Raw genomic sequence first — 24,817 nt, 5'->3', positions numbered from 1 at the left:
GCTCCCCCCAGGCCGCGACCAGCGGGCGCAGCAGCGCGCCGACCAGGCCCGTCAGAACGGCCGGGGTCACCGGCGGCACGGCGGCGAACAGGGCCGGGCGCTCGCCCAGAGCGTTCTCGACCGCGTCCGCCCAGGCCCCGGCGGTGAGCGCGTCGTCGAGGCGCTGGTGCACGTAGGCGCCGAGCAGCTCGCCGCGGCGCCGCGGCGCGCGGGAGAGCTGGTGCAGGTGATTGCCGCGGGCCAGCGCGGTGTTCAGGTAGAGCTGCCAGTAGGCGCCGACGGTCGTGGTGAGCCCCGCCGCGGCGAGCAGCGCCGCCCAGTCGTCGCTGGCGCTCGCCCAGCGCCGGTAGTCGTCGAGCAGGAGCGTGCGGGCGCCCGGATGGGCCCGGTCGAACTCGCCGAGGGCGGCGCGGGCCGTCGCCGTGCGGGCCGCCGGCAAATACGCCGAGAGCTGCAGCAGCGCGAACGTCGTCGCCTCGCGGCGGTCGCGGGTGCCGCGCAGCACCGCGAACGCGTCACCCGGATGGTCGCGGCGCGCCTCCCAGTAGCCGACCACCTCCCCCACCAGCGCACGAAACGCTCCCTCGCCGGCCCGGCCGCCGGGCGGGGCGGGGCGGTCCTCGGCCAGGTGGGAGAACAGGTGGCGTTCGAGCACCGGCTGGGCGAGCGCGGCGCGCAGCCGGTTCGCCGGGCCGTAGAAATCGTCGATGTCGTGCTCGGCGGCGTCGTTGCGTTCCGCCGGCAGGTAGAGCAGGTCCGCGTCGTAGATGTTGCGCAGCATCCGGTGCCCGAGCAGGCCGGACAGCTTCAGCGCCTGCTCACCCCGCAGCGGCGCGCCGTAGTTCAGCCAGCGCAGGTCGTCCGGGCGGACGGGGCGCCGGTACGGGTTGTTCTCGGTGGTCAGCTCCTCCCATTCGGCCGCACGGAAGGCGGGGTTCGCCGCGAACGAGCGCACCAGCGCGTGCCCGTCCACGCCCAGCTGGGCGACCTCGACCACGCTGGCCAGGTCGCTGGCGGCGGACCTGGCCGGCGCCGTCTGATCCACTGTCACAGGATCTCCTCTGCGCTGGAACGGTGAGGGCCGCCGGTGCGGCCGGAGCGGTCGAAGGAGTCGCCGGCGAGGCGGCGGGCGAGGCCCTCGACGGTGGGATGCGTGTAGAGGTCGAGCAGCGGCACCGGCCGGCCCAGGCGCCGTTCGAGGCGCGCCTGGACCCCGGTGAGCAGCAGGGAGTGGCCGCCGAGGGCGAAGAAGTCGTCGCGGGCGTCGACCGTGGTCACGGTCAGGTCGAGGACCTCCGACCAGGCCCGCGCGATGTGCCGCGCCACGTCGTCGGCGGGCACGACCCGGTCCGCGCGCACACCGCCCATGGGCAGCTGCGCGACGGGCACGACCGCGGCCGGGACCATGTGCGCGGGCAGCCGTTCGGCCAGCCAGACCCGCGGGTCCGCCGCCTCGCGGGTCGGCGTGGCCGCGCTCACCCAGTAGGCCAGCAGCTCGTCGGCGCCGTCCTCGCCCGGGGCGAGGACCACCTCGGCGTCGCGCACGGCGGGATGGCGCCGCAGCACCTGTTCGATCTCCGCGAGCTCCACCCGGAAGCCGCGGATCTTCACCTGGCCGTCGGCGCGGCCGACGAACTCGATCTCCCCGTCGGCGCGGAACCGGGCGAGGTCCCCGGTGGCGTACATCCGGCTGCCCGGGACCTTGCTGAACGGGTCGGGCACGAACCGGTCGGCGGTGCGGCGCGAGTCGTCGAGATAGCCGCGGGCGAGCGGCAGGCCGCCGATGAACAGCTCGCCGACGGTGCCGACCGGCACCGGGTCGTACTCGGCGTCCAGGACGCGGACCTGGGCGTTCGGGTTCGGCCGGCCGATGGACACGTGGGCCGCCGCCGTCGCCGGCTCGTACACCCGGCAGGACACGCCGATCGTCGCCTCGGCGGGGCCGTAGCCGTGGAACATCCACGCCTGCCAGCGCTCGCGGAAACGCCGGTACATGGCGTCGTCCATCACCTCGCCGCCGCACCAGACGTAGCGCAGCGAGCGGCCCGCGGCGACACCGCCGGGATGATCGAGCATCGCCGCGAGCATGGACGTCGTGACGTAGATGAACGTCACGGCCTGGTCGTGGATGATCTCCAGGAGCGCGCCGGCGGCGTCCTGCGTCCCCGGCGGCGCGACGACGAGACGGGCGCCGGCGATCAGCGGCAGGAAGATCTCGTTGACGGCGATGTCGATGTCCAGCGGCGAGCGGTGCAGCACGACGTCGTCGCCGGTGAGCCGCAGCAGGTCGACCTGCCAGCGCAGCCGGTTGCAGATCGCCTGGTGCCGGATGGCGACGCCCTTCGGCGTCCCGGTCGACCCGGAGGTGTAGGCGACGTAGGCGAGGTTCTCCATCTCCACGCCGCTGTCGGCGTCGGCCGCGGCGGTTCCGGCGAGGGGCGGCGCCGGGTGGTCCGGGTCGGTGTCGACCGGCGTGACCAGCACGCCGGTCGGGTCGAGCTGGAAGACCCGGGTGGAGGCGATGGCGGGCGACGCGGGGACCGCACTGCCATCGGCGGTGATGACCGCGGCGATGCGGGCGCCGTCGGCCACCTCGTCGAGGCGCCGCGCCGGCCAGGAGGCGTCGAGGGGGACGAACGCCCCGCCGGCGCGCAGCACGCCGAGCAGGCGGCGCATCTCCGCGAGCGCCTCCCGCCCGGTCCGCGACACCTGCGTGATCGCCTGCTTCGCCTGCGGCGCCGAGCTGTCCAGCACGAACTCCGCGCCGTCGGCGAGGGCGATCATCACCGACAGGTTGTGGGCGACGACGTCGTGCATCTCGCGGGCGATCCGGGCCCGTTCGGCGGCGGCGGCGATCTGGGCCTGCTGGTCGCGCTCGCGCTCCAACCGGTCGGCGCGGTCGGTGAGACTCGCGAGGTAGGCGCGCCGCGTTCCCGCGTTGCGCCCGAGCACCCCCACGGTGACCACGACCAGGCCGAGCAGGCTCAGGTTGGTGGGGATCCGCACGTGGTTCTCCGCGTGCCACGCGATGCTCCCCACCACCGCCGCGACGGCCATGAGGGCGGTCGCCGCCCGCCGGGCGCGCCGGGTGCCCTGCGCCGCCACCGTGTAGAAGGCGACCAGCACCGCGACGTTGCTCGTCACCGCCGAGCCGATGAGGGCCTGCACCCCGGCGGCCGTGAGGCAGGCCCCGAGGACCACGATCGGGAACTGGCGCCGCCAGACCACCAGCAGCAGTTCCAGCGCGGCCAGCCCGAGCACGGTGAGCTGACGCGTACCGGACGCCCCGGCCAGCGTGTTCAGCAGCGCGGCGAACACGACCAGGCTGAGCCCGGCGGCCAGCATCCCGTCCACCAGCTTCGGGTGGGTCTGCAGGAAGCGACCGAGCCGGCCGTGGCGCAGCCGGCCGAGCACCAGGCCCGGTTCGGCCGGACCCGTGTTCCGCCGGGACCCGTCCACGGAGACGGCCGGGCCCGGTCCCGTCAGCAGTGCCATACCTGCCATCGTGACCTCCCGCGCGGTGGGAATCGAGACCATGCCGGTGGGTTCGGGTCAGGCGTCCCGCCGGACCAGCAGGACCGCCGCGGCGGCGAGGGTGGCGACCAGGTAGGCGAGCAGCACGAGCAGCCCGTGCGTCGGGGTCGGCACGCTGGGCGAACGCACGACCTGCAGCAGTGCGTCCCCGGACGCCGAGGGCAGGTAGTCGCCGATCCGGGCCAGCCGCGGCGGCAGCGCGCCGACGATCTGCGGGAGCACCAGCAGCACCCCGAACAGCGTGGCGATCGCCGCCGGCGTGTTGCGCAGCAGGGCGCCGAGCGTGAGGCCGAGCACCCCGATCCCCGTCACGAAGAACGCTGTGCCCAGCACCGCCCGCAGCACGCCCGGGTCGGACAGCGCCACGTCGATGTGCCGGGAGGACAGCTGTGCCTGGCCCAGGGTGAACGCGATCAGGTTGGCCACCACCATCAGCCCGAAGCTCGCGACCGCGAAGACCGCGACCTTCGCCCAGAGCACCGGCAGACGGCGCGGGACCACGCCGAGGGAGGCGCGGATCATCCCGGTGGCGTACTCGCCGGAGATCACCAGGACACCGAGCACCCCGATGGCCAGCTGCGCCAGGTACATCCCGCTCAGGCTGGTCGCGGTGGCGTCGAAGGTGCGCATGTCCTCGGCGGTGTAGTGCGGCCAGTCGTTGGCCGTTACCCGGGAGAGGACGAAGCCCAGCAGCACCGTCGCGCCCAGTGCCGCGGCCATCGTCCACACCGTGGAGCGCAGCGAGGTCAGCTTGGTCCACTCGGAGCGCAGGACCCGCAGCTGGGTGACCCGCATCGCCGGCCGGTGCCCGTGGCTCGCGGGCCGGGGCCCGCCCGCCGAGCGTCCCGCCGTCGCCGTCGCCGTCGCCGCCGCCGTCGGCCCGGCAGCGGTCGAGGTGGCGCCGAACATCTGCGTCGTCTGCGTGCTCATGCCCGGGTCTCCGATCCCGCGATGCCCGCCAGGGCAAAAGTCTTCTCGTTGTCTGTGCTGCTGGAGCTGGTGGCGTACGTGCCGGTGGTGCCGTACTCGACCGCGTCGCGGGTGAGGTCCATGAAGGCGTCCTCCAGCGAGACCTGCCTCGGCGTGAGCTCGTACAGGGCCAGGCCGGCGGCGCGCGCCGCCTCGCCGATCTGCACGCTGGTGGCGCCGGTGACGTCGAGGGTGTCGGCGGCGGTCGAGGTTACGGTGACGCCGGGACCGGCCAGTACGTCGCGCAGCGCCGCGCTCTGCGGGGTGCGCACGTGGATCGCGGCCGGCGAGGCGCTCGCGATGACCTCGTCGACGGTCGTCTCGGCGATGAGCCGGCCGCGCCCGACGACCACCAGGTTCGTCGCCGTCTGCGCCATCTCGCTCATCAGGTGCGAGGAGAGGAACACCGTGCGTCCCTCGGCGGCGAGATCGCGCAGCAGGCCGCGGATCCAGCGGATGCCCTCCGGGTCCAGGCCGTTCACCGGCTCGTCGAGGATCAGCGTCGCCGGGTCGCCGAGCAGCGCGGAGGCGATGCCGAGCCGCTGCCCCATGCCGAGGGAGAAGCCACCGGCACGCTTGCGGGCGACGTCGGTCAGCCCGACCATGTCGATCACCTCGGTGACCCGGCGCCGGGAGATGCCGTGGGTCTGGGCGAGGGCGAGCAGGTGCTTGGCCGCGGACCGGCCGGTGTGCACCGCCTTGGCTTCGAGCATCACCCCGACCTCGTGCATCGGCGCCGCCGAGTCGCGGTAGCGGCGGCCGTTGACAAGCACCTCGCCGCGGGTCGGCCGGTCCAGGCCGAGGATCATCCGCATCGTGGTGGACTTGCCGGCGCCGTTGGGACCGAGGAACCCGGTCACCGCCCCCGGCCGCACCGTGAAACTGAGGTCGTGTACGGCGACCTTGTCGCCGTACCGCTTCTCCAGGCCCCTTGCCTCGATCATGTGATCCCGGCTCCCGTGTGGTCGTCGCTCTCGGACAACCATCACGTTAGGGATCTTCGAGGCCCCTGCCGACATCCTCAAGGCCGATCTTTATCGGCCTCCACAGCGCCACATACGCCTGAGGTAGTACTCCTCATGGCTCGTGGCAACGGGGGTCCTCGCGCTCCGGTCGAACGGTTCCTCCAGCAACCGCGGAGGGGGTGCCCAGTCGACTCATCATCTGCTAATATTTCTTAGCATGTGCTTCAGGATCTCACCGTGACGGCTTCGGACCTCGCCGGAGACGAGCTGGTGCAGGTACTGGCGACGCTGGCCAACCCGCACCGACTGCGGGTCCTCGCGGCCTTGGTCACCGGGCGCAACTACGTCAGCCAGCTCGCCCGAGAGCTGGGTATCAGCCGTGCGTTGCTACAGGTTCACCTGCGCAAGCTCGAGGCGGCCGGGCTGGTAACCGCGCAGCTGGAACTGTCCGAGGATGGCAAGGCAATGAAGTTCTACGAGGTCGTGCCGCTCGACCTCCATCTGACGCCAGAGATCATCGTAGTCGCGGCCCGCACACTCAGCCCACCAGAGAAGAGGGAAGAAGAATGAGCACCACCGACTGGCAGGAAATCATCGGGACCATCGGGATCTTCTCGCTGATCGCCATCGTGATCGTCGTGTCGATCTGGCAGTTCGCGTCGACCCGGCGGGCGAAGATCGTGCTTGCTCGCGAAAGCGAATACCGCCGGATCGCGGACAAGTCCCTGCTCGTCCAGGAGTCCGTCGAACGCCACCTCGCCGAGCTGGGCGGGCGGGTGGCGGAGATGCAGACCCGGATACAGATGCTCGAGCGGCTCCTGAAGGAGGTGGAATAACCGCTGGCCGCCGGCCGACCAGCGGCGGCGGCACCGTGTAGACCCGGGTGGCCCACACGGCCACCCGCATCTTCGGCCAACCAGCCAGCAGAACTGTTGACCGAGTAAGTAGGCTCCCCTTTGACGGCCGGCCCGCATGGCGTTCGGTTTCCCGTAGGTCGCCGCTTTCCCCGCGACTTCGGGAAGCACCAGTTGATCGGAAACGATCCGCCCTGCGAGGATATGACCATGCTGCGTCATCGTCCGGGCCGGGCAGCCTGACACCCGACATTCGACCGTCGCACCCAGTGCAGTCGAAAAGGTTTCAGGCGCAGGCAGGCCACCGCCTTCCTGCGGCGACCAGACCGTTCTCTGCCCCATTCAGACGTTGCCGTGGTCGAGCTTTCCAGACATCAGATGCTGGTCGGACTCGAGGTGGGAGGCAACGTTGGAGTTCCGCGTCCTCGGCCCCGTTGGACTATGGGTTGACAACACCGAACTTCCGCTCAAAGGGATCAAACAAAGAACGATGCTGGCGGCCCTGTTACTCGCTGGCGAGTGGGCAGTTCCCGACACGCGACTCGGGGAGCTGCTCTGGGCCGGTCGAGTACCAACCACCTATCAGGCCCAGATCTACACCTACGCGTCGCGCCTGCGCAAAAATCTGGGCGCGGGCACGACCATCACCCGCCAGGGCAGCGGTTACCTGATGCGAATCGGTGCGGCGCGGTTCGACCTACGCGAGTTCGAGAAACTCTCCCGCGCCGGCCGGGACGCGCTGCGGGCGCATGATCCCGAGCGGGCGGCCGAGCTTCTGCGAGCCGCGCTGCACCTGTGGCACGGTCCGACGCTCACCTGGGTGAGCGAACCGCTGGCGGAGAACGAACGACCCCGGATCGAGATGGCCCGGATGGAAACACTGGAGAACCGCATCGCCGCGGATCTCGAACTCGGGCGGCACGAGCTGCTCACCGCCGAACTGGCCGGGCTGGTCAGCGCACATCCACTGCGGGAGTCGTTCCGTGCGCAGTTCATGGTGGCGCTGTACCGGTCCGATCGGCAGGCCGAGGCGTTCGCCACCTACCAGCAGGGCTGCCAGCTGCTGAAAGAGGAGCTGGGGGTCGATCCGGGCCCGGCGCTGCGCAACGCCTACCAGGCGATTCTGACGGATGAGTCCCACTGACGGGAACGCGGCGCCTTACCGGGGGCCCGTGCAGCCGTGGCGGCCATCGATCCGGCGGACCCGGTGCATCTCGGCCGGGCCCGCCGATCAATGGCTACCTGGCAAGCGGTCATCGCCCGTGCAGGGCGCTCAGGTACTCGTAGGTGGTCGGCAGCTGCGCCGCCAGCTCGGCCTGCCGCCGCTTGATCTCATCGAAGATCGGCATGACACCTTCGGCTGCCTCCGGCCGGTACGCCATGGACGGCAGCGGATGGTCCGGCAGGACGTCCAGGCCGGCGAAGATGCAGTAATAACTGCTGTTGGTCCAGTAGTTGCGAAACTCGGCCTCCAAGCTCGAGTAGTAGGTGGCCTCGTCGGTCACCGGCAGGTTGATGGGGAGACCGGCGCGGTAAGCGGCGATCTTGCTCTTGATGTTGTCGGCCAGCTCGAGTTCCTTGCATGCTCGCCAGAACGGCGTGTCCGACCGTGGCGCCAGGGTGAAGTGAGCCTGAATAAAGTCCCGCGAGTCGTCGAACATGGTCTCTATCTCACGGTTGAAGGATTCGGTCAGAATCGGGTCGAAACGCTTGTCCGGGAAGTGCTTGGCGAGCTGGAAAAGCGTGGCGGTGATGAAGTAGATTCCAGTGGACTCGAGGGGTTCCAGGAAGCAGGAGGACAGCCCGATGCTGACGCAGTTCCTAACCCAGGTACGCCGATTGCGGCCCACCCTGAACTTGATGTGGTTGAGCGGCTGTGTCTTCGGGTCGAGGCCCCACAGCGCGCAGAACTCCCTGGTCGCCTCGTCCTGGCCGGTGAATCGGCTCGAGTAGACGTAGCCGGTGCCGAACCGGCCGAGCATCGGAATCTTCCAGGTCCACCCGGAGCTCATCGCGATGGCGGAGGTGTACGGCTCGACGCCGTCCTCGGCGTCGTTCTGCGGCACCGCCGTCGCCACTGCGGAGTCGTTGAGCAGGTGGTCGCTCATATCCAGGAAGGGCTCGCGCATCACCTTGTTGATGAGCAGGCCGCGGAAGCCCGAGCAGTCGATGAACAGGTCTCCCTCGATCGTGCGGCCACCTTTGGTATGCAGGGCCTGGATGTGCCCCCGCTGGTCGATCGTGGCGTTGGTCATCTCATCCTGGACGTGCACTACACCCTGCTTCTCGGTGGCGAACCGGCAGAGGAAGTCGGCGACCAGGCGCGCGTCGAAATGCCAGGCGTAATTGGTCCATCGTGTTCCGTCCAGGAACCGCGGGGCGAGTCCCGCGTCGGCGGCCAGCGGCTCGCGGTAGCACGCGTAGTCGAACGGCTCGTCGGTCTGGCCGGCCAGTTTCCGGGCGGCCCAGTAGTGGGAGATGGGAAGGTTCTCGTGGTTGGGCAGCAGACCAAACAGGTGATAGAAGTGATCCGGGCGTCCATGCAGCTTCCGGGCTGCCGCTTCACCGGTCCCGGCGCTGCGCCAGTTGACGAACTTGATGCCCATCTTGAAACTTGCGTTGCACTCCCGCATCCACTCCTCCTCGGCCAGTCCGAGGAAGTCGAAGAAGGTCTTCTGCAGATTTGGGACCGTCGCCTCGCCAACGCCGATTCGCGGCACTGTCGGAGCTTCCAGCACGGTGATCCTCGCATGGCGACCGAGGGATTTCCCCAGATAGGCGGCAGTCATCCAGCCCGCCGTTCCGCCACCGAGAATAACTACGTCTCTGATACGGTAATCGTCCATCAGGATTTACACCTTCCACGACCTCATCATTTTCGCGGGTCGTGCCACTGTTCCTGGCCGGTCGATAGAACGACTATATCGAGGCTATCTCGGTGTGCTGTTCACCACCGGCCGCCGGGAAGGACTCGACGACCGCGACGATGGTCCACCCCGCCGGATCCATCCACCGTCCGAGCTGCCCTCACCCCGGCGGCCGGTCGCGGCCGAGCCCGGCGCGAGCACGGCACCGGATGCGAGCACCGCGCCGGGCGACGGCCACACCCGCTGAGCTGGAGAATCCCTGGCACCTGTACATCTCTACTCGCACCTGCTAGCATCTCTTAGCATGTGCTCTGGAGATCCTCCATGACTACGCCGGAGCCGTCCGGGGACGAACTGGTGCAGGTGATGGCGACGCTCGCCAATCCCCACCGGCTGCGGGTCCTCGCGGCCCTGGCCACCGATCGCAACTACGTCAGCCGACTCGCCCGCGACCTGGGCATCGGCCGCGGACTGCTGCAGGTCCACCTGCGCAGGCTCGAGGCGACCGGCCTGGTGTCGGCGACTCTCGAGATCTCCCTCGACGGCAAGGCGATGAAGTTCTACGAGGTCGAGCCGTTCGACCTCCGCCTGACGCCGGGGACCATCGCGATCGCGGCCCGCACGATCAGCCCAAACAAGAAAGGAGAGAGGGAATGAGCCCGTGGGACTGGCAGGAGATCATCGGCACCATCGGATTTTTCCTCCTGATAGCCACTGTGATCACAGTATCGATCTGGCAGCTCGCCGCGACGCGGCGGGCAAAGGTGGGGATGGCCCGCGAGGGTGAGTACCGCACCATCGCGGACAAGGGAGTACTCGTCCACGAGGCCATCGAGCGCCAGCTCGCCGAGCTGGGTGGCCGACTGGCCGAGATGCACTCCCGGCTGCACGCCCTCGAGCGGGTGCTGAAAGAGGTCGACTGACCCCCGGCGGCCAATGCCAGACGGCCAAACAGGAAAAGAAAGCGTGGAACCCGTGACCAGACCGGGAAACAGCTTCTCCCCTGCCGAAAGGACTCCAGGTCATGCTGCGCGATAAATCAGACCGGCCGCCGGGCACACCTGCCGAGGCGCGGGTGCGTCCGCCGCTGGTTGAACGCGTCGTTGGCTGGTCGATCCGGCGCCGAGGAAGGGTCATTGGCGGATGGTTGGTGCTCGTCGTGCTGACGGTGCTTGCCAGCGGGGCCGTCTCCGGCGGTGGTGCCAGCTCACACGATCCGGGCCAGTCCGGCCGCGCCCAGCAGGTGCTGCGGGCCGAGCCGAGCTACGAACCGAAGCTCGAGAACGTTCTGGTCCAGGCACGCCAGCCGGGCGGCGCGCTGTTCGCCGACGACCCGGCGCAGCGGGCCGCGGTCCAGGACCTGCTGACGACGCTGGGACGCACTCCCGGCGTGGTCACCGGCCTGCGCTCTCCCCTCGACAGCCCGCAGCAGGTTTCGAAAGACCGGCACTCCGGCCTGGTCACCTTCTTCGTCGCCGGCCCGAACAACCAGATGACCCGGCACTACCGGGCCGTGACCACCGCGGTCGCGCAGGTGACCGCCCGGCACCCGGACGTACGGGTGGTCCAGGCCGGCGATCGCAGCCTCGACAACGCGGTCGATGACGCGGTGCAGTCCGACTTCCACCGGTCGGAGACGATCTCCCTGCCGATCACCGCGGTGATCCTTCTGCTGGTCTTCGGGTCCCTCGTTGCCGCCGCCGTCCCACTGCTGCTCGCCGCCGCGACGGTGGCCGCCACGTTCGGGTTGGTGAGCGTGGTCGGCACCTGGGTGCCGGTCAACAGCGCCGCGTCGTCGATGATCCTGCTGGTGGGGGTGGCGGTCAGCGTCGACTACGCGTTGTTCTACCTGCGGCGGGAGCGCGAGGAGCGCGCGGCCGGGCAGGATGTCGCCCAGGCGCTGCGGACCTCGGCGCGGACTTCCGGACGGGTCGTCGTCGTGTCTGGCGTGACGGTGACTCTGTGCGTCGCCGGCCTGCTGTTCACCGGCCTGGACAACTTCCGCGGGCTCGCTGTGGGCACCGCCATGATCGTCGCGCTCGCTGTGCTCGCCTCGGTGACGCTGCTGCCCGCGCTGCTGGCCGTGCTGGGCTGGCGGGTGGAGGCGATCCGGCTGCCGTTCCTCGGCCGGCGGCGGGCGCAGGCGCGGCCGTCCCGGCTGTGGCTGGGGATCGCCGGCGCGGTGGTTCGCCGCCCGTTGCTGTGGGGCGGCGCGGCAGCCGTGCTGCTGCTGGTGATGGCGGCGCCTGCTCTGGGCATCCATCTGCAGGACGCCGGGCCGACCAACAGCCTGCCGCGCAGCGTCGCCGCCGTCGACGGAGCCGTGCGGATGCAGCAGGCATTTCCCGGCGCACCGAGCCCGGCGAAGGTCGTGGTCTCAGGCCCGGTGGACGACGCCGCCCTGGCCACGACGGTCGATCGGCTGCACGATGAGATCGCCGCGAGCAACGGCCTGCTGAACGAGCCGTTGTCGGTCACCCGGATCGACCAGAGCGTGATGATCCGGGTTCCGCTGGCCGGAGCCGGCACCGACCCGCAGTCCAATCATGCGCTGGAGAGCCTGCGCGACCGGGTGCTGCCCGGCACCGTCGGCAAGCTCCCCGGCGTCCGGTACGCGGTCGCCGGCAGGACCGCGTTCGCCTACGACTTCACCCATCAGGTGCGCCGAACCATGCCGATGGTCTTCGCGTTCGTGCTAGTGCTGGCCTTCTTCCTGCTCGCCGCGGCGTTCCGTACCTGGACGGTGCCGCTGCTGTCCATCGCGCTGAACCTGTTGTCGATCGGTGCCGCCTACGGCGTGCTTACCTGGGTGTTCCAGGACGGTCACCTGGGCTCCGTACTGGGGTTCACCTCGTACGGGGGCGTGGTCGACTGGTTGCCGCTGTTCATGTTCGTGCTGCTGTTCGGCCTGAGCATGGACTACCACATCTTCATCCTCAGCCGGATCCGCGAGCGGTGGTCCGCGGGTGCGCCGGCCCGGACCGCAACCGTGGACGGGGTCGGTGCCAGCGCCGGAGTGGTCACCAGTGCCGCGACGATCATGACGGCCGTGTTCAGCGTGTTCATCGTGCTCAGCGCGATCGAGTACAAAATGCTTGGGCTGGGCATGGCGATCGCTGTCCTGATCGATGCGACGATCGTGCGCGGCATCCTGTTGCCAGCGGGGATGTCCCTGCTCGGGGAACGCGCGTGGACGTCCTCGCGCCGCCGTCCGGCCTGCCGGATACCCGACCCCTCGGCCGGCCCGGACGCCAGCGCGGACCCCGCGCGCCGGGAAGCGGCGGTGACCACGACCGGGCGCTTCGGCAGGTGACGGACGGGACAGCGCCACGGGCGGAACCAGACCGTACCCGGGCGATACCCAGGCGAATAGCCGCAGTATAGGTCGAGTATCGGGGCCGGAGGAACTCTGCAGACACACCAGTTTCTGCGGACAAGGAGTTCCCTGTGGCCCAGGACCAGGATGACACCCAGGTTTACCGTGTGGTCCTCAATCACGAGGAGCAGTATTCGATCTGGCCAGCCGACCGGGATATCCCGGCCGGCTGGCGCGCGGAGGGCACCGAGGGACAGCGCTCGGAATGCCTGACTCACATCGGCGAAGTGTGGACGGACATGCGTCCGCTGAGCCTGCGCCAGCGAATGGAGCAGGCAGCGCGCGGATGAATTCCAGTCTCACCGCCGATCGGAGTCGCAATGAACACCGGGGAAATCGAGCACGGTCCTGCCCGCGACCTTCTGCGGGAGGAGTTCCTGCGCCGCCGGCTGGAAGGCCGGGCGCGGGGGGCAGGACGCGGTATCGAACGCGCCGACCGCTCGGGGCCACTTCCGTTGTCCTTCGGACAGCAGCAGATGTGGTTTCTCGACCAGCTCGACCCCGGCAGCGCCGAGTATCTCGTGCCACTCGCCTTTCGCCTGCGGGGCCCGCTGGACCCGCAGGCGATGGCGCAGGCCTGGACCGGCCTCGTCGCCCGGCACGAGATTCTGCGGACGAGGTACACGTTCGACGGCACCGATCCACGGCCGATCATCGACGACCCGGCGCCGGTCGACCTGCCGGTCGACGACGTCGCCGCCGACCGCCTCGACGAGGCGGTCGCGGCCGAGGCCGTCACCGCATTCGACCTCGCCCGGGACTGGCCGATCCGGGCCCGCCTACTGCGGGTCACACCCGACGATCATGTCCTGACGCTGGTCTTCCACCACGTGGCGTTCGACGCCTGGTCAGCCGCGGTGGTGGCCGCGGAACTGGGCGCCGGCTACGACGCCGCCGTCGACGGCACGTCGGCGGAGGCGGCGGCGCTGCCCGTGCAGTACGCCGACTACGCCGCCTGGCAGCGCCGGACGGTGACGGGCACGCGCCTTGCCCGGCAGCTGGACTACTGGCAGCGCCAGCTCGCCGACCTCCAGCCGGTGGATCTGACGGTGGGCCGTCCCCGTCCCGCCGTGCGGGACAGCCGGGGCGCCCATGTCGCGTTCGCCTTCCCACCACGCCTCGCGGCGGGCATCCGTGACCTCGCCGCCCGCCGCCGAACGACGCCGTTCGCCGTGCTGCTCACCGCCTACCAGCTCCTGCTCGCCCGGTACACCGGCCAGCGCGACATCGCGGTCGGCACGGTCGTCTCCGGCCGGTCCCGCCCGGAACTGCAGGGTCTCGTCGGCTACTGCATCAACAACCTGGTGCTGCGGGGACGTCTGGACGGCAACCCGACCTTCCACGACCTGCTCGCCCGCACCGCGGGCGCACTCGCCGACGCGCACGACCACCAGGAGGTTCCGTTCGCCCGGCTGGTGGACGACCTGCAGCCAGAGCGGGACATGTCTCGCAGCCCGCTGTACCAGGTCGCCTTCACCATGCACCGGCGCGGCGATGCCGGCCTCGCGCTGACCGGTCTCGCGACGCAGCCCTACCCGGCGACGGGCGAGGTGGCCAAGTGCGACCTGGAACTGCAGGTCGACGACGCGCCGGACGGATCGTTGCGGGGCCAGCTGGTGTACGCGACGTCGGTGTTCGAACGGGACCGGGCGACCCGGATGGCGGAGCACCTGCTGCGCCTGCTGGACGCCGCCCTCGCGGACGGCGCCACTCCGGTGGCCCGCCTGGAGTTCCTGGACGACGCCGAGCGGGCGGTCGCCGCCGGCGGCGTGCCCCGCGTCGAACCGGTCACCGCCTGCGTCCACGAGCTGTTCGAGGCCCAGGCGGCCCGCACGCCGGACGCAGTCGCGGTGGTCGCCGACGGGGTGTCCCTGACCTACGCCGAGCTGAACCGTCGCGCGAACCGGCTGGCACACCACCTGCGTGAGCTGGGCGCCGGCCCGGAGGCGCTGGTCGGCGTGTGCCTGGATCCCGGCGCGGACCTGCTGCCGACGCTGGTGGGTGTGCTCAAGTCGGGCGCGGGCTACCTGCCGCTTGACCCGGTGAACCCGCCCGACCGCCTCGGTTTCATACTCGCCGACACCGCCGTGTCGGTCGTGGTCACCGATGCGGCCCACGCAGGCCTGCTCGGCGAGGCCTTCGACGGCCACCGGGTGCTGCTGGACCAGGCTGGTCCGGCCCTCGACCGCGCTCCCGCGACGAACCCGGCGCCCCTGGCCGGACCCGACAACGTCATCTATGTCATCTACACGTCGGGCTCGACCGGCCAGCCCAAGGGATGCGTGCTCACCCACGCCAACGTGGTGCGCCTGATGCGGACCGCCGACGAGCACTGTGCGTTCACGGCCTCGGACGTGTGGACGATGTTCCACTCCTATGCCTTCGACGTGTCGGTGTTCGAGATGTGGGGCGCGCTGCTGCACGGTGGGCGGCTGGTGCTCGTGCCGCGCATGGCCGCCCGTTCCCCGGAGGACTTCCTCGATCTGCTGGTCGAGCACCAGGTGACGATGCTGAGCCAGACGCCGTCGGCATTTCGCTCGCTGGTGGGGCTGGCGGCGGCCGGGGCGGACGATCCACGGCTGGCCCGGCTCGCCCTGCGCATGGTGATTTTCGCGGGTGAGCCGCTCGAGCTCCCCGGGCTGCGGCCATGGGTGGCCAGGTTCGGCCCGGACCGGCCGGTGCTGGCGAACCTGTACGGCATCACCGAGACGACCGTGCACACCACCTTCCACGCCGTCGGCGCCGACGACTTGGCGCCGGGCGCCGGCAACCCGATCGGCCGGCCGCTCGGCGACGTACGGCTGTGCCTGCTCGACGCGGCCGGCGAGCTGGTGCCCTCGGGGGCGACCGGGGAGATCTTCGTCGGTGGACCCGGGGTCGCCCGCGGCTACCTGAACCGACCAGAACTCACCGCCCAACGATTCCTCCCCGACCCCTACGGCCCACCCGGAAGCCGCCTCTACCGCAGCGGCGACACCGCCCGCCGCCACACCGACGCCACCCTGCACTTCCTCGGCCGATCCGACGACCAGGTAAAAATACGGGGCTACCGCATCGAACTAGGCGAAATCACCACAACACTCCTCACCCACCCCGCCATCCGCCAAGCCATCGTCACCACCCGAACCGGCACCACCGGCGAGCAGACCCTCATCGCCTACCTCGTCCCCACCACCCCCACCAACCAACCAGACCCCGCCGAACTACGGACCTGGCTGGCCCGCACGCTGCCCGACTACATGGTTCCGGCCGCGTTCGTCCCGCTCGAGTCGATCCCGCTGACGCCCAACGGCAAGCTTGACCGCCGCGCGCTGCCCGACCCGGACCTCGGGTCGTACTCCCACCGCGCCCCCGTCGCCCCGCGCACGCCGCTGGAGGAGCGCGTCGCGGCGGCATGGGGGCAGGTGCTCGGCCTGGACCCAGTCGGAGTCGAGGACGGTTTCTTCGACCTCGGCGGGGACTCGATGAGCGCGGTCGCTCTCGTCGGCGTGCTGCGCGCCGACGGCTTCGACCTGGCCGTCCGGGACGTGTTCGACCGGCGCACCGTCGCCGAGCTGAGCGGGCTGCTGGCCGAACGTTCGGCAGTGCCAGCCCCGGAGCAGCGGCTCGTCGAGCCGTTCGAGCTCCTCGGCGCCGAGGACCGGGCCGCGCTGCCCGACGGTGTCGTCGACGCCTACCCACTGACCCAGATCCAGACCGGCATGGTCATCGAGATGCTCGCCGAGGGCGGCGACAACAACTACCACAACTGCAGCAGCTTCCGGATCCTCGACGCCCAGCCGTTCGTGCCCGCCGCGTTCGAGCGGGCCACCCAGCTCGTGGTCACCCGCCACGAGATGCTGAGGACGTCGGTACATCTCACCGATTACTCGGTACCGGTGCAGCTCGTCCACGCCGCCGCCACCGTCCCCGTCGGCGTGGAGGACCTGCGGACGCTGGACGAACAGGATCGAGCGCAGGCGTTGCGCGCCCACGTGCGCCGACAGCGGCAGACGCCGTTCGACCTGGCCGTCCCGACCTTGATGAGGTTCCACGCGCACGTCGACGACGGCGCCTGGTGGCTGTCGATCACCGAATGCCACCCGATCATGGAGGGGTGGAGCTACCACACCCTGCTGATGGAGCTGCTCGACGCCTACCGCGAGATCCGCGACGGACAGGAACCAGCGGCGCGGGAACGACCCGCGGTCCGGTTCGCCGACTCGGTCGCGGCCGAGCTCGCGGCGCTGGAGTCCGCAGAGACGGCCGACTACTGGCGCGGGGTCACCGAGCGACACACCCCGTTCGCGCTACCCGTGGGTTGGGGCGACGGGGGCCAGGACGACCCGGACCACGCCCGCACCACCCATCACGTCAGCGTCAGCTGGGCCGACCTCGACGGCGATCTCCGGGCGCTGGCCTCCACCGCGGGCACCTCGCTCAAGAGCGTGCTGCTCGCGGCGTTCGGCAAGGTCCTCAGCCAGCTCACCGACGTCCCGGAGTTCCACGCCGGCCTGGTCTACGACGTACGCCCGGAGATCCTGGGAGCCGACCAAGTCTACGGCATGTACCTCAACACGCTGCCCGTCCCGTTCGACCGGGCCGCCGCCACCTGGCTCGACCTGGTGCGGCAGAGCTTCGCCCGCGAGGTCGAGTCGTGGCCGCACCGCCGGTTCCCGCTGCCGGCGGTGCGGCGGGTCAGCGGCGAGACCGGCCGGCTCATCGAGGTCTTCTTCAACTACCAGGACTTCCGCCAGGTCGACACCACGAGGGTGGACGCGACCACCGGGATCGACGACAGCCCCACCGAGTTCCCGCTGACCGTCTCCTCCCGGGCCGGGCACATCTTCCTTACCGCCGACTCCCGCGCGCTCAGCCTGGCCAACACGCAGCGGATCGCCGACATGTTCCGGGCGGTCCTGGCTGCGATGGCCGCCGACGCCCATGGCGACGCCCGCACACCGCTGATCCCCGCCGCCGAGCGGACACTTCTGCTCGACGCCTGGGCGGTCAACCCGGCCGAACCGGTCTCCCACTGTGTGTACGAACTGTTCGAACTGCAGGTCGCCCGCAGCCCTGGCGTGGTGGCGGTCCACGCCGGCAGCGCGTCGGTGACCTACGCCGAGCTGGACGCCCGCGCCAACCGCCGGGCCCAGCACCTTCGCTCGCTCGGAGTGCGCCCGGAGTCGGTCGTCGGCGTCCTGGTGGACCGGGGCGTCGAGTTGCTGGTGAGCCTGCTGGGGGTGTGGAAGGCGGGGGCGGCGTACCTGCCGCTCGATCCGTCGTTCCCGGCGCGGCGGGTACGCGAGATGCTCGCCGACGCGGGTGCGCCCGTGCTGCTCACCCAGTCCGCTTACCGGGACGGGATCGACTTCACGGGTGAGTCGATCGCGGTGGACGCCGACCGCGCGGCGCTCGACGCCTGGCCGGCGCTGCCACCACCCCGGGCAGCCGACCTCGACCAGCTCGCTTACGTGATCTACACCTCCGGTTCGACCGGGCGCCCCAAGGGCGTGCAGGTCTCCCAGCGCGGGCTGGCCGGCCACGTGCGGTGGGCCGTGGACGAACTGGCTTCCCGGGGTGACGGCGGCGCGCCGCTGTTCTCGTCCGTGGCCTTCGACCTGGTGGTGCCGAACCTGTGGGCGCCGCTGCTGGCCGGCCAGGCCGTGCGGATGGTGCCGCAGGACACCGACCTCGCCGACCTCGGGCCGGCGGTCGCCGCCGGCGCGCCGTACAGCTTCGTCAAGCTCACCCCCGGGCACCTGGAGGTGCTCACCCACCAGCTGACGCCTGAGCAGGCCGGCGGCCTCGCCTCGATCCTGGTCGTCGCCGGCGAGGCCCTGACCGACCGGACGGTGGCCGACTGGGCCGCGCTCGCCCCCGGGGTGCCCCTGATAAACGAGTACGGCCCGACCGAGGCTTCCGTCGGAACCTGCATCCACCCGATCGCCGGGCCGCCGTCGTCGGCCGTCGTGCCGATCGGTCGGCCGCTGCCGAACATGACCATGTATGTGCTGGACGAGCGCCTACAGCCGGTCCCGACCGGGGTGCCGGGACAGCTGTTCGTCGGCGGCGCCGGCGTGGCCCGCGGCTACCTCGGCAGACCCGAGCTGACCGCCGATCGGTTCGTGCCGGACCCATACGGGCCGCCCGGCGCCCGGTTGTACCGCACCGGTGACCGGGCCCGGCTGCGTCCCGACGGGAACGTCGACTTCCTCGGCCGCGCCGACGGCCAGATCAAGATCCGTGGTTACCGGGTCGAGCTCGGCGAGATCGAGTCCGCGATCGGCGACCAACCGCGGGTCGCGGAGGCCCGAGTCGTCCTGCGGGCCGACAGCACGGCGGGCGCCGGCATGCTCGTGGCGTACCTCGTCGCCGGGCCGGGCGGCGCGCCCGACCTGACGGACCTGCGGGACCGGCTGGCACGCACCCTGCCGGCCTACATGGTGCCCGCCGCGTTCGTGCTCATGGACGCGCTGCCGCTCAACGCCAATGGCAAGCTCGACCACCGGGCGCTGCCCGCGCCCAGCGAACCGGCCCTGGCCCGACCCGGGAAGGTCCTCCCGAGCACACCGGCGCAGCGGCGGCTGGCGTCCGCCTGGCGGGAGGCGACGTCGGCCGGCGAACCCGTCGGCATCCACGACGAGTTCTTCGAGCAGGGCGGCGACTCCATCCGGGCCGTGGCGCTGGTCGGCGCCGCCCGCCGGGCGGGGCTGGACCTCACGGTCCGGGACGTGTTCCGGCACCGCACGGTCGCGGCGCTGGCGGAGCTGGCCATGTCCCGGTCGGCGCTGTCCGGCGAGCAGCTGGTCGTCGCACCGTTCGAGCTGATCGGGCCGCAGGACCGGGAACGCCTCCCCGAGGGCGTGGTCGACGCCTACCCGTTGTCCCAGGTCCAGACCGGGATGCTGGTGGAGATGCTGGCCGACACCAGTCGGAGCAATTACCACAATGTCAACGTCTACTTGGTCCGCGACGACGCCCCGTTCGACCCGGTGGCGTTCCGGCGGGCCGTGGAGACGGTGGTGGACCGCAACGACATCCTCCGGACGTCGGTGAGCATGGACGGTTACTCCGTCCCGATGCAGATCGTGCACGCCCGGGCGGACGTTCCGGTCGGCTGGCACGACCTCGCCGGACTCGACGCCGACCAGCAGCGCACGGCGATGACCGAGTTCGTCGCCGCCGAGCGGGCCGACCTGTTCGACCTGTCCGGACCGATGCTGCGGGTGCACGCGCACCTGCGGGCCGACCACGAATGGTGGGCCTCGTTCACCCAGACCCACGCGGTCATGGACGGCTGGAGCAACCAGCTGCTGCTCGTGGACCTGCTCGAGTGCTACCAGGCGATCCGGGATGGCCGGATCAGCCGGCCGGACCAGGTGCCGGCGGTGCGCTACGCCGACGTCGTCGCGGCCGAACTGGCCTCGCTGGAGTCCGCTGCGGACCGGGACTACTGGCGCCGGATCGTGGCGGACCGGGCCAAGCTGGTCGTGCCCGCCGGCTGGCATGACGACCTCGCCCAACCGCCGCGGACCGTGCGCACCGGCACCTCCTTCGCCGACATCGAGGACGACCTGCGGACGCTGGCGGTCGACGCCCAGACGTCCTTCAAGAGCGTGCTGGTCGCCGCCTTCGTCAAGGTGATGAGCCAGCTCACCGACGAGCCGGCGTTCCACGTCGGCATCGTCACCCACACCAGGCCCGAGGCGGCGGGTGCCGACCGCCTGTACGGCAACTTCCTCAACACCCTCCCGTTCCCGGTCGACCGCACCGCCCGCACGTGGCGGGAGCTGGTCCGCCAGGTCGCCGACCGGGAGATCGAGGCGTGGCCGCACCGCCACCACCCGATGCCCGCCATCCACCATCCCGCGGGGGAACGGCTGGTGGACGTCTTCTTCAGCTACCTCGACTTCCACGACCTCGACCCCGACCGCGCCGACGACAGCTGGGAGTTCACCGACGCGCCCAACGAGTTCGCCCTGCGGGTCACCTCGCTCGGCGGGAAGATCAGCCTGCGCGCCTCCAGCCACGTGCTGTCCCGGCATAACGCCGACCGCGTCGCGGCCATGTTCCGCGCTGTGCTGGCGGCGATGGCGGCCGACGCCGACGGAGACGCGCGGGAGACCTGCCTGCCGCCCGGCGAGCGGGGCTGGCTGCTCGAAACCGACGCTCCGAGCGGCGCCAACGCACCGGCCGCGGACACCGCGCCCGGGTCCGTGCACGAACTGTTCGAGGCCCAGGTGTCGCGCTCCCCCGACGCGATCGCCGTGGTGGGCGGCGCCGTGCGCCTGACCTACGCCGAGGTGAACACGCGGGCCGATCAGCTGGCGGAGCGCCTGCGCGGCCTCGGCGTACGCACCGAATCGCTGGTGGGAGTCTGCCTGGAGCCCGGACCAGCGCTCGTCCCGGCTCTGCTCGGGGTGCTGAAGGCCGGCGCCGGCTATCTGTCGGTGGACCCGGCCCTGCCGGCCGATCGACGCCGCCGGCTGCTCGCCGACGCCGGGATCGCGGTCGTCGTGGCCGGTGCGCGGCAGCGTGCGGCGCTGGCGGAGGCGACGCTCGACGACCGGCAGGGCGCCGACGGCGACCGCGTGCCGACCGTCATCCTCGACGAGGCCGGCCGGCCCCTGGACGACGGTGGGGCCGCCCAGGCGGACTGTCCTGGCACCGCCGCGTCCCTCCGGTCGCACCCGGACAACGTGTTCTCCGTCCCCCCACCCGTCCCAAGTTCGGCCGGCCGGGCGAACCTGCGTGTGCTGACCCATGCGAACGCGGTCCATCTCGTGCGCGCGGCCGCGGCGCGGCTGCGGCTCGACCCCTCGGACGTGTGGGCTGTGTGCCACCCGGCGACCGCCGACCTGTCGGTGTTCGAGATCTTCGGTGCGCTGACGCACGGAGCGACGCTGGTCGTGGTGCCTGCGGCCGCGACGGGCTCGGCGGCGGCACTGCTGGAGCTGCTGGCCGACCAGCAGGTGACGATCCTGAGCCAGACACCCCCGGAGTTCGCGGCCCTCACCGCCGCCGTCGGCGCGGACGGCGACGCGGACAGCGGCAGGCAGGACGGGCCCGGCGCCCGGCTGCGCCTACGTGTCGTGCTGCTCTCCGGCGAGCACCCGAACAGGACCGGGCTGCGGCCGTGGGCGCAGGCGGCGGACTGGCCGGGACTTCCCCGGCCGACGCTGGTGACCATGTACGCCACCGCCGAGCCAACGGTGCACTCCACGTTCCACGTGGTGGATGCCGGGGACCTGGCTCAGGGCGCGGCCTACCGCATCGGCCGCCCGCTCGCCGGCACCCGGATCCACCTGCTCGACGGCCACGGCCGGCTCGTCCCGGTCGGGGTTCCCGGCGAGATCCACCTCGGCGGGCCGGCGGTGGCCCGCGGCTGCCTGCACCAGCCGGTCCATACGGCGCAGCGGTTCGTGCCGGACCCGTTCGGTCCGCCCGGCGCACGGCTGTACCGCACCGGCGAGCTCGCCCGCCGGCTGCCGGACGGCGAGTTCGTTCTCGTCGGCCACGCGGACACGCTGGTCCGGATCGCCGGCCAGCGGATCGAACCCGGCGAGATCGAGGCCGTGCTGGCCACCCATCCCCGGATCCGCAGCGCCAAGGTCGTCGTCCGGCAGGACACCGCCGACGACGCGACGCTGGTGGCGTACTGCGTCGCGGCCGGGGAGCCACCGACGCCCGAAGAGCTGGCCGACCACTGCCGGCGTGACCTGCCCGACCGCCTGGTTCCCGCGGCGTTCGTCCCGATCGACGCGGACCTGCTGGTCACCGACGGCCGCCTTGGCCTCGGCGCACTGCCGACGCCCGGGCAGGACGCGTTCGCCCGGACCACCCATGTCGCCCCGCGGTCCCCGCTGCAGGAACGGATCGCGGCCGTGTGGCGATCCGTGCTCGGGCTGGCCGAGATCGGCCTGCACGACCGGTACTTCGAGGTCGGCGGCGACTCGATCAAGGCGGTCCGGCTCGTCGGGCTGCTGCGGTCGAGCGGCCTGGACGTCTCCGTGCGGGACGTGTTCGAGCGGCGCACCGTCGGCGGGCTCAGCGACCTACTGGCCGGCCGCGACGAGCTGGCCCCCGGCGCAGAGCGCCCCGTCGAGCCGTTCGCCCTCCTCTCGGCCGGAGACCGGGAGCGCCTGACGGACCCGGCCGCGGGCACGGGCCCGGTCATCGACGCCTACCCGATGACACAGGTGCAGGTCGGCATGGTCGTCGAGATGCTGACGGGCACCGACGCCTACCGCAGCTTCGTCTCCTACCGGATCTCCGACGACCGGCTGTTCGACCCGGCCGCGCTGCGCCGGGCAACCCGGATCGTGCTCGACCGGCACGACCTGCTGCGCACCTCCTTCGACCTGCACTCCTTCTCGATGCCCCTACAGATCGTGCACGCCGATGTGGAACCACTGGTGCAGGTGTACGACGTACGCGGCGACCGGGACGCGCTCATGCGCAGGCTGAGCGAGCAGCGCGACGCGCCGTTCGACCTGGCAGGCGCCCCGCTGCTGCGGGTGGCCGCGTTCCTCGAAGACGACCGGAACTGGTGGCTGTCCCTGAGCCGGCCGCATGCCGTCACCGAGGGCTGGAGCCACAACTGGCTGCTGGCCGAGCTGATGGAGTGCTACCAGCGGCTGCGCGACGGCCTCGGCTCGCCGCCGTACGAGCCCCCGGCGGTCAGGTACGCCGACCACGTCGCCGCCGAACGGCGCTCCCTCGCGTCGGCCGAGGACAGCGCCTACTGGCGTGCCGTGGTGGACACGTACGCGCCGCTGGCACTGCCCGACGACTGGCGCGATCCCGGCCCGGCAACCAGCTACGACCTGCCGATCGTGCTCGACGACCTCGCGCGGCCGCTGCGGGCCCTGGCCGACCGGCTGCAGGTGTCCGTCAAGAGCGTCCTGCTCGCCGCGCACGTGAAGGTGATGAGCCAGCTCAGCGAGACGCGGGCGGTCCACCTCGGACTTGTCTGCGACGCGCGCCCGGAGCTCGACGGCGCCGACCGGGTCTACGGCATGCACCTCAACACCGTGCCGTTCCCCGTGCCGACGGCGGCGCGCACCTGGCGCGACCTCGTCTCGCAGGTGTTCGACCAGGAGATCGAGCTCTGGCCGCACCGCCGGTACCCGCTGCCGGCGATGCAGGGCGCGCGCGGCGAGCGGCTGCTCAACGTGGTCTTCAACTTCGTCGACCTGCCGCCGGCCGACACCGGGTCGCTCGGCGCCGAAACGCGGTTCCGGGTGTCGCAGACCGACTTTCCGCTGACCGTGCACTGCCGCGCGGACCGACTGAACCTCACCACGAACACCGGAGTGCTCGGCCGGGCGGCCGGGGAACGGCTCGCCGGGATGTACCGGGCAGTGCTCACCGCGATGGCCGCCGACGAGTTCGGCGACGCCCGCGCCGCGTACCTGCCGGCTGGGGAACGCGAGCGCCTGCTCGCCGCGCCGCCGCGGCGGCAGCCGGCCACGCTCGACGTCGCCGCGGAGGTCCAGCGGTGGGCGCACGCCGCCCCGGGCGCTGTCGCGGTCGTCGACGTCGACGGCACGCAGGTGACCTACGGCAAGCTGAACCGGCGGGCCAACCTGCTCGCCCACCGGCTGCGCCGGCTCGGCGTGGGGCCCGAGGTGCTCGTCGCGCTGCGCCTGGAGCGGTCCGCCGAACTTGTGCTGACGGTGCTGGCGGTGCTCAAGGCCGGCGGCGCCTACCTGCCCCTGGACGTGGACAGCCCCGCCGAGCGGGTGCAGTTCGTCCTCGCCGACGCGGCGGCGTCCCTGCTGGTGACTAGGCGGGGGCTGGCCGCCGGCGGGAGCGGGGATCCACACCTACCTGGTGGCAAACGGCTTCGACTTCGACGTGGTGGGGGTGCACGACACCGACGAGGAGTCCGCGCGCGGCCTGCAGGGCCAGCTGGAACGCACCGGCGCGGCGAAGGTGGTCGTCCACGACCGGCCCGAGGATCTCATCCGGGCCGCGGACCTGGTCGTCTTCGCGACGACAGCGGCGACTCCGCACATCACCGAACCGGCCTGGTTCGACCACCACCCGTTGGTCCTGCACATCTCACTGCGCGACCTCGCCCCCGAGGTCGTCCTGTCCGCCTGGAACCTCGCCGACGACATCGAGCACTGCCTAAAGGCCGACACCTCACTGCACCTCACCGAGCAGCGCACCGGGTCTCGCTCGTTCGTGGTCACCGACCTGCCCACATTCCTGCGCGGCACGACGCCCTGCCCGGCCGACCGGCCCGTGGTCTTCTCCCCGTTC

The 24,817-nt window shown here is 71.4% G+C and carries 11 protein-coding genes and 2 pseudogenes; 8 read left to right on the top strand and 5 right to left on the bottom strand.

What is annotated here, in order from left to right; translation table 11 throughout:
* The 4 genes and pseudogenes from MXD58_RS00515 to MXD58_RS00500 all read right to left on the bottom strand — a co-directional run.
* Positions 1-1,051: pseudogene (locus MXD58_RS00515) on the bottom strand (peptide synthetase); the annotation flags it as partial.
* Positions 1,048-3,504 (bottom strand): amino acid adenylation domain-containing protein, encoded by a 2,457-nt coding sequence (locus MXD58_RS00510; RefSeq protein ID WP_250608967.1) that lies wholly within the window; start codon positions 3,502-3,504, stop codon positions 1,048-1,050. The pseudogene MXD58_RS00515 and the gene MXD58_RS00510, both read right to left, overlap by 4 nt.
* 48 nt (positions 3,505-3,552) lie before the next feature.
* Positions 3,553-4,464 carry an ABC transporter permease gene (locus tag MXD58_RS00505; RefSeq protein ID WP_248839805.1) on the bottom strand — a complete coding sequence of 304 codons (912 nt, stop codon included), beginning with the start codon at positions 4,462-4,464 and terminating at the stop codon, positions 3,553-3,555.
* Positions 4,461-5,447 (bottom strand): ABC transporter ATP-binding protein, encoded by a 987-nt coding sequence (locus MXD58_RS00500; protein WP_248839806.1) that lies wholly within the window; start codon positions 5,445-5,447, stop codon positions 4,461-4,463. Before MXD58_RS00500 ends, MXD58_RS00505 begins: the two co-directional genes overlap by 4 nt.
* 258 nt (positions 5,448-5,705) lie before the next feature.
* Between MXD58_RS00500 and MXD58_RS00495 the strand changes: the two genes are divergently transcribed.
* The 3 genes from MXD58_RS00495 (at position 5,706) to MXD58_RS00485 (ending at position 7,466) form a co-directional block, all read left to right on the top strand.
* Positions 5,706-6,038, top strand: a complete 333-nt coding sequence (locus tag MXD58_RS00495; RefSeq protein ID WP_248839807.1) for an ArsR/SmtB family transcription factor — start codon at positions 5,706-5,708, stop codon at positions 6,036-6,038.
* Positions 6,035-6,304, top strand: coding sequence for a hypothetical protein (locus MXD58_RS00490; protein ID WP_248839808.1), 270 nt, complete (start codon positions 6,035-6,037; stop codon positions 6,302-6,304). Before MXD58_RS00495 ends, MXD58_RS00490 begins: the two co-directional genes overlap by 4 nt.
* A 508-nt stretch (positions 6,305-6,812) precedes the next feature.
* Entirely contained in the window at positions 6,813-7,466 is a 654-nt protein-coding gene (locus tag MXD58_RS00485) for an AfsR/SARP family transcriptional regulator (RefSeq protein WP_248839809.1), read from the top strand.
* 109 nt (positions 7,467-7,575) lie between these two features.
* On the opposite strand, the gene MXD58_RS00480 is transcribed toward MXD58_RS00485, so the two are convergent.
* Entirely contained in the window at positions 7,576-9,168 is a 1,593-nt protein-coding gene (locus MXD58_RS00480; RefSeq protein WP_248839810.1) for a tryptophan halogenase family protein, read from the bottom strand.
* Positions 9,169-9,513: 345 nt separating this feature from the next.
* On the opposite strand from MXD58_RS00480, the gene MXD58_RS00475 reads away from it, so the two are divergent.
* The 5 genes and pseudogenes from MXD58_RS00475 to MXD58_RS00455 form a co-directional block, all read left to right on the top strand.
* Positions 9,514-9,846, top strand: coding sequence for an ArsR/SmtB family transcription factor (locus tag MXD58_RS00475; protein ID WP_248839812.1), 333 nt, complete (start codon positions 9,514-9,516; stop codon positions 9,844-9,846).
* The gene (locus MXD58_RS00470; protein ID WP_248839813.1) at positions 9,843-10,112 is read left to right on the top strand and encodes a hypothetical protein; all 270 of its coding nucleotides are present in this window, start codon (positions 9,843-9,845) and stop codon (positions 10,110-10,112) included. The genes MXD58_RS00475 and MXD58_RS00470 overlap by 4 nt, the downstream gene beginning before the upstream one ends.
* A gap of 227 nt (positions 10,113-10,339) precedes the next feature.
* The gene (locus MXD58_RS00465) at positions 10,340-12,502 is read left to right on the top strand and encodes an MMPL family transporter (protein WP_248839814.1); all 2,163 of its coding nucleotides are present in this window, start codon (positions 10,340-10,342) and stop codon (positions 12,500-12,502) included.
* Positions 12,503-12,636: 134 nt separating this feature from the next.
* Positions 12,637-12,855, top strand: a complete 219-nt coding sequence (locus MXD58_RS00460) for an MbtH family protein (protein ID WP_248839815.1) — start codon at positions 12,637-12,639, stop codon at positions 12,853-12,855.
* A 30-nt stretch (positions 12,856-12,885) separates the two neighbouring features.
* A pseudogene (locus MXD58_RS00455) lies at positions 12,886-24,330 on the top strand (amino acid adenylation domain-containing protein); the annotation flags it as partial.
* Between the last annotated feature and the right edge of the window lie 487 nt (positions 24,331-24,817).

The organism is Frankia sp. AgKG'84/4, assembly GCF_023242965.2.
Classification (GTDB): Bacteria; Actinomycetota; Actinomycetes; order Frankiales; family Frankiaceae; genus Frankia.
Note: the sequence above shows the minus strand (reverse complement) of the source record. Positions and strands in the feature narration are given on the sequence as shown.